Here is a 13,432-nt window from a genome sequence, read left to right on the forward strand (position 1 = left end):
GCGTCTCAGCTTGGCGTGGGTGCGTTCGATGTTCTTGGGCAGCTGTTCGTGGTCAAGGACTTCGCAGACATCACGGGCTCGGAGGGGCCGGTGGGCCTCGCTGAAGACGGCGAGGATTCGGAGGCAGTCCAGGCGCTCGCGCAGGTCGGGCGCGGAGGTCTGGGCCAGCAGCCTGTCAGCGAGAGCTGTGATGGTCCTCCGGGCGATCGCGAGGTGTTCGAGATGGACAAGATGTGATCTTAGTCACTTAGTCGTGCGGGAAAAGGGACACAAAGGATCGCCGCAACGCGACTACCGACGAAGGGCTCCGGCTCGTGTGAAGCGACACGACCTGCGGGGGACACGGTGTCTGCTGACACAACGGGGAGGGCGGGGCCGACGCCGGCCGGTTGATCGCGTTCGCCCCGGCTGCCGGGCCCGTCCCCGCCCACAAGGCCGATGCGCGGGGACTTGAAGGTGGCCCTCCCGTGCCGGGACGGCTGCCGGCAGGAGGCGATCGGCACCCGGGACGCCGTACACCGCCGGATTTCCTGCTGCGACTTCGTCCGCCCCACCTCGTTCCGGAGGGGACGCGCGATCACCCGGGCAGTACCGCGCACAGCGCGTCCAGCGCTCCCGACCAGGCGTGGTCCGGCGGTGTTCCGTATCCGACGACCAGGGCGTCGAGCGGCGCGGCCTGCGCGCAGGGGTGGGTGTAGCGGGTGAGTCCGTGGAGCGCGAGCCCCCGCCAGTGGGCCGCCTGGATCACCGACTGCTCCGTGCCGGGCGGCAGTCGCAGCAGGACGTGCAGACCGGCCGCGATGCCGGTGACGCGGGCCTCGGGGGCCCGGGCCGTGGTGGCGGCGACCAGGGCGTCCCGGCGGCGCCGGTAGCGCAGACGGGTCGCGCGTACATGGCGGTCGTAGGCGCCGGAGGTGAGGAACTCGGCCAGCGTCAGCTGGTCCAGCACCCCGCAGGTGTCGATGCCGCCCTTCGCCGCGGCGACCTCCTGGGCAAGGCCCGGCGGCAGCACCATCCAGGCCAGCCGCAGCCCGGGGGCGAGGGACTTGCTGGTGGTTCCCAGGTGGACCACCCGGTCGGGGTCAAGGCCCTGGAGCGCCCCCACGGGCTGACGGTCGTACCGGAACTCGCCGTCGTAGTCGTCCTCCAGCACCAGCCCGCCGGTGCGGCGTGCCCAGTCCACGACGGCGGCCCGGCGGTCGCGGTGCAGGGGCATGCCCATGGGGAACTGGTGGGCGGGGGTGAGGAGAACCGCGTCGGCGCCGGCCGGTTCGCCCGGGTCGGTGCCCAGCCGGTCGAAGGGCAGCGGCATGGTGCGCAGGCCGGAGGCGGCCAGGATTTGCCGGTGCACGTCCAGCCCGTACGACTCGACCGCGACCGTCGTGGCGCCGCGGGCCCGCAGGACCGAGCCGAGCAGCTTCAGGCCGTGTGCGAACCCGCCGCACACCACGACCCGTTCGGGGTCCGCGCGCACCCCCCGGGACCGGGAGAGGTAGCCGGCGAGAGCGGCCCGCAGTTCGGGGCGCCCGCGGGGGTCGCCGTAGTCCAGCGCGTGGGACGGGGCGGCGGTGAGGGCGCGGCGGGCGGCCTTGAGCCACTCGGCCCGCGGGAAGGACGCCAGGTCGGGACGGCCGGGGCGCAGGTCGTAGGCGAGGCGGGCGGATTCGCGGGGTTCGCGGGGGCGGGGCGCGGTCCCCGCCGGCGGGACGACTCTGCGCTCACCCACCCGGGTGCCCGAGCCCTGCCGGGCGGTGAGCCAGCCCTCGGCGACCAGGTCGGCGTAGGCGTCGGCGACCGTGTTGCGGGCGATGCCGAGGTCGGCGGCGAGCGCACGGGAGGAGGGCAGCCGGGTGCCCGGGGCCAGCCGGCCGGAGCGGACCGCCTCGCGCAGGGCATCGGTCAGCCCTCTGCGCAAACCCGGCCCGGCCGGCTCCAGATGCAGGTCGATCCCGAAAGTGGCCCACGGTTCCGCCATGGAAATGGACCATACTCCTGGGCTGCTTCGCTCCTAGGGTCGAGGGCATGACGACGCACACCGATGACCCGGCCACCGTGGAGTACGCCGCCGAGCGGCCCGCCCGGCTGGAGTGGGCCAAGCACGCACCCGAGGTCTACCGGGCGATGATCCGGCTGGATACCGCCGCCCGGCAGGGCCTCGACCACACGCTGTACGAGCTGGTGAAGATCCGCGCCTCCCAGATCAACCACTGCGCCTTCTGCATCGACATGCACACCAAGGACGCCCTCGCGGCCGGCGAGAGCGTCGAGCGGATCGTGCAGCTCGGCGCCTGGGACGAGTCGCGGCACTTCTACACCGAGAAGGAACTCGCCGCGCTGGAGCTGACCGAGGCCGTGACCGTCCTGACGGACGGCTTCGTGCCGGACGAGGTGTACGCGAACGCCGCGCGGCACTTCGAGGAGGCCGAACTGGCGCAGCTGATCGCCGCGATCACTGTGATCAACGCGTGGAACCGGTTCGGGGTGACCTGCCGCATGGCGCCGGGGCACTACCAGCCGGGGCAGTACAAGTGACGGTCCGCACAGGCCTGTTGGCCCCGGCGGTCGCGCGGGCCCTCGCCGCCCCTTGACGGACGAGGGCCCCTCACCCGCCGAACTCGGCGTGCGAGGGGCCACCCGGATCACCTTCCGGCCGGGGCTCCGGCGGCGGGCCACCCGCGCACTGCGGGAGACCGCCGCCGGCCTGCGGCGGTAGGGACGCTCAGGAGAGCCACTTCTTCCAGGTGGACTTGTGGCGCTCCACCCACTTCTTCGCCGCCTCCTCCGGCGTCATCTTCTTGTCGGCGATCATCAGGGAGACCTCGTTCTGGTCCTCGGTCGTCCACTTGAACTTCTTCAGGAAGGCCGCCGCCTTGCCGCCCTTCTTCGCGAAGTCCGCGTTCAGGTACTTCTGCAGCGGCGTGTGCGGGTAGGCACAGGTGACCTTCTCCGGGTCGGCGTCGCAGCCCTCCTTGTACGGCGGCAGCTTCACCTCGGTCATGGGGACCTTCTTGAAGAGCCACTGCGGCGAGTACCAGTAGGTGAGGAAGGGCTTCTTCTCCTTGGCGAACTGCCTGATCTGGGTGATCTGCGCCGCCTCGGAGCCGGCGAACACCACCTGGTAGTCCAGCTTCAGGTTCTTCACCAGCGCCTTGTCGTTGGTGACGTAGGACGGCGAACCGTCCATCAGCTGGCCCTTGCTGCCGCTCTCCGGGGTGCGGAAGAGGTCGGCGTACTTGTTGAGGTTCTTCCAGTCGGTGATGTCCGGGTGCTTCTTGGCGAGGTACGTCGGGACGTACCAGCCGATGTGGCCGGTGACGCCGAGTCCGCCGCCGCGCGCGATCGTCTTCTTGTCCTTGACGTAGCGCTGTTCCTGCTCGGGGTGGCCCCAGTCCTCCAGGAGCGCGTCGACGCGGCCCTGGCTGAGGGCGTCCCAGGCGGGCACCTCGTCGACCTGGACGGTGTCGACGCGGTAGCCGAGCTCGTGCTCCAGGAGGTACTGGGCGACGGCCACGTTGGACTGGGCGCCCACCCAGGACTGCACGGACAGCGTCACGGTCCTGGCGCCCTGCGCGTTGGCGAAGGGCGAGGCCTGCTTGGTCATGTCGGCGGCGCCGCAGCCGGTGAGCAGCGCCAGGGAGCTGGCCGCGGCGATCACGGCCGTCTTGCTCAGTCGCATGTCACGCTCCCTTCTTCGCGCGGCGTTCGGTGGGCTGGGTCACCCGGTCGAGCATCAGGCCGAGGCAGACGATCGCGCCGCCGGCCACCAGACCGGTCGCCAGGTCGCCCTGGGCGAGGCCGAAGACGACGTCGTAGCCGAGCGCGCCACCGCCGACCAGGCCGCCGATGACGACGACGGCGAGGACCAGCACGAGGCCCTGGTTGACGGCGAGCAGCAGCGCCGGGCGGGCCAGCGGGAGCTGCACCTGCCTCAGCTGCTGCCAGCTGGTCGCGCCGAGCGAGCTGGAGGACTCCAGCGCGGCCTGGTCGACCTGGCGCAGGCCCTGGGCGGTGATCCGGACGACGGCGGGCAGCGCGTACACGATCGCGGCCGCGACGGCCGGGGCGCGGCCGACGCCGAACAGGGCGACGACCGGGATCAGGTACACGAACTGCGGCATCGTCTGGAAGACGTCCAGGACGGGTCGCAGGGCCCGCTCCAGGCGGTCGCTGCGGGCCGCGGCGATGCCGACGGCGAAGCCGACGACCAGGGTGACGGCGACCGCCGCCAGGACCTGGGAGAGGGTGTCCAGGGACGGCTTCCAGACGCCGAGGACGCCGATCGCGGCCATGGCGAGGACGGCGGTGAGCGCGGTGCGCCAGGTGCCGATGACCCAGGCCAGGGCGGCGACGATCAGCAGCACCGACCACCAGGGCAGCGCCTGCAGGCCGTCGCGCATCGGGTCGAGGACCCAGGTGGTGAAGTGGCCGGCCCAGTCGGCGGTGCCGCCGATGACGGGGACGCCCGAGTACAGGTGGGCGGTCATCCAGTCGACCGCGCGGTTGACCGGCTCGGCGATGTTGACGATCCAGGACTCGGGCCAGTCGAGCCGGCCCGCGAGCCGCCCGGCGGCCGCCACGGCGACGACACCGATGAGGGCGTACAGCCAGCCGAGGCCGCTGCGGGGTTCCGGTTCGGCGCCGAGCCGCTCTCCCGCCGCGCCCGTGACGCGGTCGAGGACGACGGCCAGCAGCACGATCGGGATTCCGGCGGCGAGCGCGGCACCGACGTCGACCGAGGCCAGGGCCTGGTAGACGCGGTCACCGAGACCGCCCGCGCCGATGACGGCCGCGATGACGGCCATGGACAGCGCCATCATGATCGTCTGGTTGACGCCGAGGAGGAGTTCCTTGCGGGCCAGCGGGATCCGGGCGGTCAGCAGGCGCTGGCGGGCGGTGGAGCCGAGCGACTGGACGGCCTCCAGCACCTCCTTGTCGGCGCCGCGCAGACCGAGCGAGGTCAGCCGGGCCATGGGCGGGGCGGCGTAGATGACGGTGGCCAGGACGGCCGCCGGTACGCCGATGCCGAAGACCAGCACGACCGGCAGCAGGTAGGCGAAGGCGGGCAGCACCTGCATGGTGTCCAGGACCGGGCGCAGGACGCGGTCCATCCGGTCGGACAGCCCGGCGGCGAGTCCGAGCAGCAGGCCGACCACGACCGACGCGAGGACCGCGACGACCATCAGGGCGAGGGTCTGCATGGTCGGCACCCACATGCCGAGCACACCGCAGGCGAGGAACGCGACGGCGGTGCCGAGGGCCAGCTTCACGCCGGCCACGCGCCAGGCGGCCAGCGCGCCCAGTGCGGTGACGCCCGCCCAGCCGATGGCGAGGAGGGTGAGGTAGACGGCCCGCACGGCGATGACGACGACGTTGCTGACGTGGCCGAAGAAGTACAGGAACAGCGGGTGGCTGTCGCGGTTGTCGATGATCCAGTCGCTGGCCTTGGCGAGCGGCTCGGAGAAGTCCACGGTCAACGCGCCCGGCCAGCTGCCGCTGGCGAAGCGGGCACTGGCCAGCGGGACGAGGACCGCCGCCGCGACGGCCAGCAGGAGAAGCTTCTGGACGGCCCGGTTCTTCAGCAGCCCGGGCAGGCCGACGCGCGACGGGTTCGCGGTGATGGTCGCCATCACACCGCCTCCCTGGGCTGCTCCGTCCCCGGCGGGGCGGGCTGCTCCGTTCCGGCCACGACCCCGAGGAGGGTGTCGGAGTCGACCACGCCGACGCAGCGGCCCTTGTCCACGACACGGGCCGGTGCGCCGGCGCGGGCGACCGCCTCGATGGCCTCGGAGACCGTCGCGTCGGGCGCGACCGCCGGCCCGCTGCCGTTCTGGTCGGCCGCGGGGCTGCGCATGGCGGTGCGGACGGTCATGACCTGCTCGCGCGGGACGTCCCGGACGAACTCGCGGACGTAGTCGTCGGCGGGCGAGCCCACGATCTCCTCCGGCGTGCCGAGCTGCACGACCCGGCCGTCGCGCATCAGGGTGATGCGGTCGCCCAGCTTCAGGGCCTCCTGGAGGTCGTGGGTGATGAAGACCATGGTGCGGCCCTCTTCGCGGTGCAGCCGGATCACTTCCTCCTGCATCTCGCGCCGGATGAGCGGGTCGAGCGCGCTGAACGGCTCGTCGAAGAGCAGGACCTCGGGGTCGACGGCGAGGGCGCGGGCGAGGCCCACGCGCTGGCGCTGACCGCCGGAGAGCTGGCCGGGACGGCGGTGCTCCATGCCTTCGAGGCCGACCTTGGCGACGACCTCGGCGGCCCGCTCACGGCGCTCGGCCTTGCCCATGCCCTGGATCTCCAGGCCGTAGGCGACGTTGTCGAGGACCGTGCGGTGCGGCAGCAGACCGAAGTGCTGGAAGACCATCGCGGCGCGGTGGCGGCGCAGTTCGCGCAGCCGGGAGCGGTCCATGGCGCGGACGTCCTCGCCGTCGATGGCGATGGTGCCGGCCGTCGGCTCGATCAGCCGGGTCAGACAGCGCACCAGCGTGGACTTGCCGGAGCCGGACAGGCCCATGACGACGAAGACCTCGCCCTTGCGGACGTCGAAGGTGACGTCCCGGACGGCGGCGGTGCAGCCGGTGCGGGAGCGCAGCTCGGCCTGGTCGAGGGAGGTGAGCTCGGGGTCGCCCGGAATGCGGTCGGCCTTGGGGCCGAACACCTTCCACAGGCCCTCCACCGAGAAGACGGGGGTGGTGGTGTCCATGGTCTGCTCCGTCGGGGGTTCGAGGGTCGCGGTCACTTGGCACCACCACCGATCAGCTCGGCGGCCTTCTCACCGACCATGAGTACTCCGATCATCGGGTTGACGGTGGTCATCGTGGGGAACACGGAGGCGTCGGCGATGCGGATGCCCTCCAGGCCGCGGATGCGCAGCTCGGGGTCGACGACGGCCAGCTGGTCGTCGGCGGCGCCCATCTTGCAGGTGCCGGCCGGGTGGTAGACGGTGTGCGCGACCTTGCGGGCGTACTCGCTGAGCTCCTCGTCACCGGTGACGTCCGGGCCGGGGGCCACCTCGCGCTTGAGCCAGCCGGCCAGCGGCTCGGTCTTGGCGATCTCGCGGGCGATCTTGATGCCGTCGACGAGGGTCCTGCCGTCGTAGTCGTCCTCGTCGGTGAAGTAGCGGAAGTCCAGGGCGGGCTTGGCCTCGGGGTCGGCGCTGGTCAGGTACAGCCGGCCGCGGCTCTTCGGCTTGGGGATGTTCGGGGTCATGGAGACGCCGAACTCCGGCCGCTGGTAGCCCAGTCGCTCCGGGTTGTCCGTGAACGGGATCTGGTAGAAGTGGAACATCAGGTCGGGGTGCGGCAGTTCGGGGTCGCGGCGCACGAACAGGCCCGCGTCCGAGTCCATCGCGGAGTTCTCCGGGATGGGGCCGTTGGTCTCCCACACGATGACGGACTCGGGGTGGTCGAGCAGGTTCTCGCCGACGCCCGGCAGGTCGTGCGTGACGGGGATGCCGAGCTTCTCCAGGTCGGCCCTGGGGCCGATGCCGGAGTGCATCAGCAGCCGGGGCGAGTCGACGGCGCCGGCGCACAGCAGGACCTCGTTACGGGCCTTGACGAGGATCTCCTCGCCGTCCTTGGTGCGCACGTGGACGCCCTCGGCGCGGTCGCCGTCGAGCTGGAGCTTGTACGCCCAGGTCTCCAGCATGATCGTCAGGTTGGGGCGCTGGTCCATCACGGGGTGCAGGTACGCCACCGACGCCGAGGACCGCTTGTTGTTCTCGGGGTGGTAGGCGAGGTCGAAGAAGCCGACGCCCTCGGTGAACGGCTTCTTGTTGAAGCCGTCGACGCGCGGCACGTTCAGCGCCGCCTGGGCCGCGTCGACGAAGTCGCGGGCGATGGCGTTCCGGTCCTTCTCGTCGACCGGGACGATGTTGTTGAGCAGCCGGGCGAAGTACGCCTCCATCTGCACCGCGCCCCAGCCCTTGGCGCCGGCGGCCTCCCACTCGTCCCAGTCGGCGGGCAGCGGCTTGAAGGCGATCAGGGTGTTGTGCGAGGAGCAGCCGCCCAGCACACGGGCCCGGCTGTGCCGGATATGCGAGTTTCCGCGTGGCTGCTCGGTGGTGGGGTAGTCGTAGTCGAGCTCGCCGCCGAGCAGGCCCATCCAGCGGCGCAGGGTCAGCACGTCGTCACGGCCGACGTCGCTGGGGCCGCCCTCGATGACGGCGACGGTGACGTCGGGGTTCTCGGTCAGGCGGGAGGCGATTACGGAACCGGCGGTTCCGCCGCCTATCACGACATAGTCGTACTCGTGGCTGGTGTGGGACATGTCTTGCTTGCTCCCGTGGGGATGAAATGGTCGGGCTCGAAGGGAGGGAGGGGAGGCCGGCCCGGGCGGGGGGAGGTCAGCCGGGGCCGGGAGGGGCTCAACCCGCGAACCAGCGCACCGGCTTCGGAGCGAGGTTCTGGTAGACGTGCTTGGTCTCCCGGTATTCGGCGAGTCCGGCGGGGCCGAGTTCGCGGCCCACTCCGCTCTTGCCGAAGCCGCCCCACTCCGCCTGCGGCAGATAGGGGTGGAAGTCGTTGATCCAGATCGTGCCGTGACGCAGCCGGCCGGCCACACGGCGGGCGCGGCCAGCGTCGGCGGTCCAGACACCGCCCGCGAGGCCGTACTCGGTGTCGTTGGCGAGGGCGACGGCCTCGTCCTCGGTGCGGAAGGTCTCGACGGTGAGGACCGGCCCGAAGACCTCCTCCCGCACCACGCGCATCTCGCGGTGGCAGTGGTCGAGGACGGTCGGCTCGTAGAAGTAGCCGTTCTCCGGGCGCTGCGGGGACGGCGCGGGGCGCTTGCCGCCGGAGCGCAGCACCGCGCCCTCCTGCAGGGCGGACTCGACGTACGCCTCGACCTTGTCGCGCTGCTGCTCGGAGACGAGCGGGCCGCACTCGACGCCGTCCTCGGTGCCGCGGCCGAGCCGGATCTTCTCGGCGCGGCGGGCCAGTTCGGCGACGAAGCGGTCCCGGACGGACTCCTCGATGATGAGGCGGGCGCCGGCCGAGCAGACCTGGCCGCTGTGGATGAAGGCGGCGTTGAGGGCCTGGTCGACGGCGGTGTCGAAGCCCTCCTCGGTGGCGCAGGCGTCGGCGAAGACGACGTTGGGGTTCTTGCCGCCGAGCTCGAGGGCGACCTTCTTGACGGTGGGCGCGGCGGCCTGGGCCACCTTGGTGCCGCTGACCAGGCCGCCGGTGAAGGAGATCAGGTCGACGTCGGGGTGCTCGGAGAGCCGGGCGCCGACGGAGTGTCCGGGGCCGGTGACGATGTTGGCGACACCGGTGGGCAGCCCGGCCTCGACGAGCAGCTCGATCAGCGCGATGGTCGTCATCGGGGTGATCTCGCTCGGCTTGATGACGAAGGTGTTGCCGGCGGCGAGGGCCGGGGCGACCTTCCAGCTGGCCTGGAGCAGCGGGTAGTTCCAGGGCGTGATCATCGCGCAGACGCCGATGGGCTCGTGCACGACGACGCTGTGGATGTCGGGCGAGCCCGCGTCCACGACCCGGCCGGGGGCCTCCCCCGCGACCAGGTCGGCGAAGTAGCGGAACGCGTCGGCGACACAGTCGATGTCGACGCGGCCCTCCTCGACGGTCTTGCCCGCGTCCCTCGCCTCCAGCCGGCCGAGCCGCTCGCGGTCGCGGACCAGCAGGTCGGCGACGCGGCGCAGCAGCGCGGCCCGCTCGGCGACGGGGGTGTGCGGCCACTCCCCCTCGTCGAAGGCCTGCCGGGCGGCTGCGACCGCCAGATCGGTGTCCTTCTCGTCACCCTCCGCGACCACGGCGAAGGGCAGGGCGTCCGCGGGGTCGAGGATCTCGCGCGTGGCGCCGGAAACGGCCGCGCGCCATTCTCCTCCCGCGTGGATGGTTTTAATCGCCTGAGGTTCGGTACTTGCCGCCATGATCGGTAACTGCCCTTCCGTTCCTGTTCAGTGCCCCTGTGTCACACATGTGTCACTCAGGAGACCGAGTTCGCCTGCCCGGGGCGCTCGGTTGCATGCGCAATCCATGGCTGAAAGTGCGCAGCATCACTGAACATGCGGGCAAACCAGGACATACATCGCAGGCTCAGCCCAAGTCGGCGTCCGTTTCGGCCCCCGTCTGCGGCCCGCAGGTCGTGTTCGGCGGGCAGAAATGGGCGAGCGCGATGTCGAGCAGCTCGTGTTCGTCGTCACGGCCGTCCGCGTCGGAGCCGTAGACGACGATGGCGTACACCTTGCCGTCCGGGGCCACGAAGCGTTCGTCGACGACGTGCCAGGTGCCGATCTCGGGCTCGCCGTCGATGGAGTCGGCGAGGTACGCGAGACGGGCGGCGGTGACATCACCGTCGTTCATGTGGTTGAGGTCGAGCTTCCGGAAACCCTCGGCCTTGGGGGTTTCGTCGGAGAGGAACAGCTCGAAGGACTCGTCCGGGGAGGCTTCCGCCACCTCGAACACCTGCACTCGTCGTTCGGCGTCGGAGCTGCGGTAGCTGACCACGTCCATGCCGTGCTGGGATGCCTCCGCCTTCCGCTTCCAGTCCACGGGCCGGGCGATGGTGAAGCCCTCGGCGTCCTCGTAGAGCTCGTATCCGGCGGGCAGCTCGGTGGCCGGGTCGGACGGCGAGGCCGTCTCCTCGGTGGTCGGTTCGGGGCCCTCGGTGGTGGACGTCGAGCCGTCGGCTGTCGGGGACACGCTCGGCGCCCCGTCCCCGCGGTCGTCCGTGCCGTCGCCGCCGGACGACAAGGTCAGCACCAGCGCCGCGACGATCCCGACCGCGGCGGCCCCGCCCAGCACGGACCACACGAGCCGGCGGCTGTACCGGCGGGTGACGGCCGCCGGTACGGGTGCCGTTACGGGTGCCGTCGGGCCCGCGGGCGGCCAGGCGCCGCCGGGCGGCGGATCCTGGGGCAGCTCGGACGCGGACCAGGTGCCGCTGTCGTGCCGATCAGCCGTGTGCGGTGCGAGGGGCGTGAAGTCCGGGCGCGGCGGAGGTGGCGGGGTGACCTGAGCCGCCCCCTCGCCGCCGTCCTCCCAGCGCTGTGTCTCCTCGTTCCAGTACCGCTGTCCCCCGCTCACAGAGTTCCCCTCACCTCGCCGGACGTCTTGTCTCCACGCGCCACGCCCCCGGACGTCACATCCCCAGCAGCCCGGCCACCGTCCCGGCCGACGCGAACAGCGTCAGGACGGTCTGGGCGTCCCCGAGCAGGTCCCGCAGCCGCTGCAGGCGCCCCTCACCGGCCCTGCCGGTCCGGCTGATCTCGTCCTCGGTCTCCGCCAGGGCGGTGTCCAGCTGCGCGGCCTCCTCGCTCTGCCGCACCCGGGTCAGGTCGGCCCGCAGTTCCCGTACGGCCTTCAGCAGCTCCTCGGCGGCCTCGTCGCGCGGGGCCGGGGTGCCGTGGTGGCTCTCGGCGTGCGCGTGGCTGCCGATGGCGAAGGTGCTGCGCTCTACGTTGCCGCCGATGCTGACGCTGGGCTCATTCATTGCCATCGGTGTCGGACCCCTTCTGCGGCGCGGCGCCGCCGGTCGTGGTGGAGGAGGCGGAGGCGTGGCTGCCGACGGCGAAGGTGCTGCCCTCGACACCGCCCTCGATGTTCACACCGCCACTGCTGATGTTGACGATCTTCTGGACGAACTCGCCGGTCTGGTAACCGGCGTCGGCGATCGCGGCCTTCACCCCGTTCGCGACGCGATCCTGGATGCTCTTGAGGTAGCGCTGGACGTCCATCTCCTGGAAGAGCGACCCGCCCCGCACCGAGCCCAGTTCCCGCACCGACAGAGCGGGGCCGTCGGGCAACGCCTCCGCATAGCCGCCGGTCAGCAGCCGCCACGCGTACAGCGCGCCCTTGCCGAGGGCGACCAGGGAGCGGGCCACCGAGCCGGGCACCCGGGCGACGGCCCAGGCCGCCTTGCCGAACACGCTGTTGTGGCGGAAGCGGTGGGCCGTGCGGTCGGCGTCCTTGAACTCCTCGCGCACCGGCAGCAGCACATGCGGGGCGACCTCAAGCATGAGCATGCCGCCCTGGGTGTGGATGCGCACGAAGACGGTGACGACCAGTTCCTCCTCCCAGCCGCCGACGCGGATACGCAGAAAGTGCCGGCGCTTCTCGGCGCCCTCCTCGACCGCGCGCGCCCGGTGCTCCTCGAAGGCCTGCGGGTGGTACGGCGCCTCCTCCCGGCGCCGCAGCCCCTCGGCGGGCAGGAACACGCACTCGTCGATCTCCAGCCAGCGCAGCCGGTCACGCACCGACTGGCCGGCGTACTCGGAGGGCAGCCGCAGCTGCTCGAGCAGCGGCCGGACCTTCTCCAGCACCGTCCGGTTGCTGATCGGCTGCTGCTTCTTCATGCCGTCGGGCCGCAGCTCGACGGCGAGGACCCAGGTCTCGTAGGCCGTGCCCGCCCCACAGAACGGCCGCGCCTCGTGGTACATGATCAGCGGGGCGTGCTGCTCCTGCCGAATGCGGTCCTTCAGCCGCTGGAACCGCTGTCCCTCGTCCTGCTCCGCGGGGTCACCGGCGGCGTCCGGGAAGCGCTCCGGGGCCAGTTCGGCGGCCAGCACCCGGGCGAACTGGCCGCGCTGCGCGGCGGTGCACAGCGCGATGAGCACGAACATGACCAGGCCGAGCCAGGCCTGCCAGGGCTCGAACAGCTCACCGAGGTCGCTGGAGGTGGGGAGCAGCACATCGGACAGGCCCGGTGTGCCGTCGCCGTACATACCGGATGACTCATACGAGTCGTACGAGTCATACGAGTCGTACGAGGAGCCGTCGTCTTTGCCGTCGAAGGCCGTGACCACCGTGGCGGCCAGCAGCCAGGCGAAGCCGATGCGGCCCCACCAGCGGAACAGGAAGGCCGGCACTCTGCGGTACAGGGGCGGCCGGTCGGCGTCGCCCCTGACCCAGGACGCGATCGCGAGGAAGAGGCTGGGGCCCAGGAAGAGGGCCAGCAGCCCCCCGGTCAGCGCCGCGCCGATGATCCACAGGCCGAGGATCGCGCCGGCCCACAACAGTTCGTGGCGCCGGGCCCGCAGGGCGTGGGCGAGGACGCGGGCCGCGTCGTAGCCGAGCGAGGGGGCCACGATCCGCTGCTCGTTGAGATGCAGCTGCTCGATGACGCGGTCCCGGTACCCGGAGTCCAGATAGGTGCCCGCGCACAGCAGCCGGGTCGCCTCGCTGGCGTGCGGCGGCGTGGGCGGCGGTGTCGGTGGTGCGCCGGCGTGTGTCGGCTGCGGTTGCTTGGGCACGTATGCGGTGCTCACGCCACTCCCCCGATGCGCGAAGAAAAACTGGCCAACCTTGAGTTGACAAGCCATCAGCATAGAGTGACCGGCGAGGCCCGTGGAACCGGTTTGCCGGGAGGGCTTGCTGTGCGGCGGCGACGGACACGAGGTCTTCACCACGCCTCACTCCCGGAACGCGTCGATCCCCGGGCCGCCGCGGCGGCCCGGGGATCGATGCGGATATCTGCGTCA

11 protein-coding genes are annotated in these 13,432 nt (G+C 71.7%); 2 read left to right on the top strand and 9 right to left on the bottom strand.

Annotated features, from left to right (window positions below):
- The first annotated feature begins 15 nt into the window (after positions 1 to 15).
- Entirely contained in the window at positions 16 to 237 is a 222-nt protein-coding gene (locus IE212_RS01595; RefSeq protein ID WP_190195835.1) for a hypothetical protein, read from the top strand.
- Positions 238 to 577: 340 nt separating this feature from the next.
- On the opposite strand, the gene pdxR is transcribed toward IE212_RS01595, so the two are convergent.
- Entirely contained in the window at positions 578 to 1,975 is a 1,398-nt protein-coding gene (gene pdxR, locus IE212_RS01600) for a MocR-like pyridoxine biosynthesis transcription factor PdxR (RefSeq protein WP_190195836.1), read from the bottom strand.
- Positions 1,976 to 2,022: 47 nt separating this feature from the next.
- On the opposite strand from pdxR, the gene IE212_RS01605 reads away from it, so the two are divergent.
- Positions 2,023 to 2,532: a carboxymuconolactone decarboxylase family protein gene (locus IE212_RS01605; RefSeq protein WP_190195837.1), complete on the top strand. Its 510-nt coding sequence runs from the start codon at positions 2,023 to 2,025 to the stop codon at positions 2,530 to 2,532.
- A 187-nt stretch (positions 2,533 to 2,719) separates the two neighbouring features.
- Here the strand turns inward: IE212_RS01605 and IE212_RS01610 are convergent, their stop codons facing one another.
- The 8 genes from IE212_RS01610 to IE212_RS01645 all read right to left on the bottom strand — a co-directional run bounded on the left by IE212_RS01610 (position 2,720) and on the right by IE212_RS01645 (position 13,219).
- Entirely contained in the window at positions 2,720 to 3,676 is a 957-nt protein-coding gene (locus IE212_RS01610; RefSeq protein ID WP_190195838.1) for an ABC transporter substrate-binding protein, read from the bottom strand.
- Position 3,677: 1 nt separating this feature from the next.
- Positions 3,678 to 5,627, bottom strand: coding sequence for an ABC transporter permease (locus IE212_RS01615; RefSeq protein ID WP_190195839.1), 1,950 nt, complete (start codon positions 5,625 to 5,627; stop codon positions 3,678 to 3,680).
- The gene (locus tag IE212_RS01620; protein ID WP_190196154.1) at positions 5,627 to 6,700 is read right to left on the bottom strand and encodes a quaternary amine ABC transporter ATP-binding protein; all 1,074 of its coding nucleotides are present in this window, start codon (positions 6,698 to 6,700) and stop codon (positions 5,627 to 5,629) included. The genes IE212_RS01615 and IE212_RS01620 overlap by 1 nt, the downstream gene beginning before the upstream one ends.
- 32 nt (positions 6,701 to 6,732) lie before the next feature.
- Positions 6,733 to 8,265 (bottom strand): GMC family oxidoreductase, encoded by a 1,533-nt coding sequence (locus IE212_RS01625; RefSeq protein ID WP_190195840.1) that lies wholly within the window; start codon positions 8,263 to 8,265, stop codon positions 6,733 to 6,735.
- Positions 8,266 to 8,362: 97 nt separating this feature from the next.
- On the bottom strand, positions 8,363 to 9,883 hold the full coding sequence (locus IE212_RS01630; protein WP_190195841.1) for an aldehyde dehydrogenase family protein: 1,521 nt from the start codon (positions 9,881 to 9,883) through the stop codon (positions 8,363 to 8,365).
- A gap of 166 nt (positions 9,884 to 10,049) precedes the next feature.
- On the bottom strand, positions 10,050 to 11,039 hold the full coding sequence (locus tag IE212_RS01635) for a serine/threonine kinase C-terminal domain-containing protein (RefSeq protein WP_229863979.1): 990 nt from the start codon (positions 11,037 to 11,039) through the stop codon (positions 10,050 to 10,052).
- A 55-nt stretch (positions 11,040 to 11,094) separates the two neighbouring features.
- Positions 11,095 to 11,451: a hypothetical protein gene (locus tag IE212_RS01640; RefSeq protein ID WP_190195842.1), complete on the bottom strand. Its 357-nt coding sequence runs from the start codon at positions 11,449 to 11,451 to the stop codon at positions 11,095 to 11,097.
- Positions 11,438 to 13,219, bottom strand: a complete 1,782-nt coding sequence (locus IE212_RS01645) for an AbeC-like domain-containing protein (RefSeq protein ID WP_190195843.1) — start codon at positions 13,217 to 13,219, stop codon at positions 11,438 to 11,440. Before IE212_RS01645 ends, IE212_RS01640 begins: the two co-directional genes overlap by 14 nt.
- Between the last annotated feature and the right edge of the window lie 213 nt (positions 13,220 to 13,432).

This window comes from Streptomyces djakartensis, assembly GCF_014651075.1.
Lineage (GTDB): Bacteria > Actinomycetota > Actinomycetes > Streptomycetales > Streptomycetaceae > Streptomyces > Streptomyces djakartensis.

What these genes read in the sequence shown, in the direction of transcription:
- IE212_RS01620 (WP_190196154.1), bottom strand. Translation starts at nt 6,700, where the DNA reads ATGGACACCACCACCCCCGTCTTCTCGGTGGAGGGCCTGTGGAAGGTG.
- IE212_RS01640 (WP_190195842.1), bottom strand. Translation starts at nt 11,451, where the DNA reads ATGGCAATGAATGAGCCCAGCGTCAGCATCGGCGGCAACGTAGAGCGC.
- pdxR (WP_190195836.1), bottom strand. Translation starts at nt 1,975, where the DNA reads ATGGCGGAACCGTGGGCCACTTTCGGGATCGACCTGCATCTGGAGCCG.
- IE212_RS01630 (WP_190195841.1), bottom strand. Translation starts at nt 9,883, where the DNA reads ATGGCGGCAAGTACCGAACCTCAGGCGATTAAAACCATCCACGCGGGA.
- IE212_RS01625 (WP_190195840.1), bottom strand. Translation starts at nt 8,265, where the DNA reads ATGTCCCACACCAGCCACGAGTACGACTATGTCGTGATAGGCGGCGGA.
- IE212_RS01615 (WP_190195839.1), bottom strand. Translation starts at nt 5,627, where the DNA reads ATGGCGACCATCACCGCGAACCCGTCGCGCGTCGGCCTGCCCGGGCTG.
- IE212_RS01610 (WP_190195838.1), bottom strand. Translation starts at nt 3,676, where the DNA reads ATGCGACTGAGCAAGACGGCCGTGATCGCCGCGGCCAGCTCCCTGGCG.
- IE212_RS01605 (WP_190195837.1), top strand. Translation starts at nt 2,023, where the DNA reads ATGACGACGCACACCGATGACCCGGCCACCGTGGAGTACGCCGCCGAG.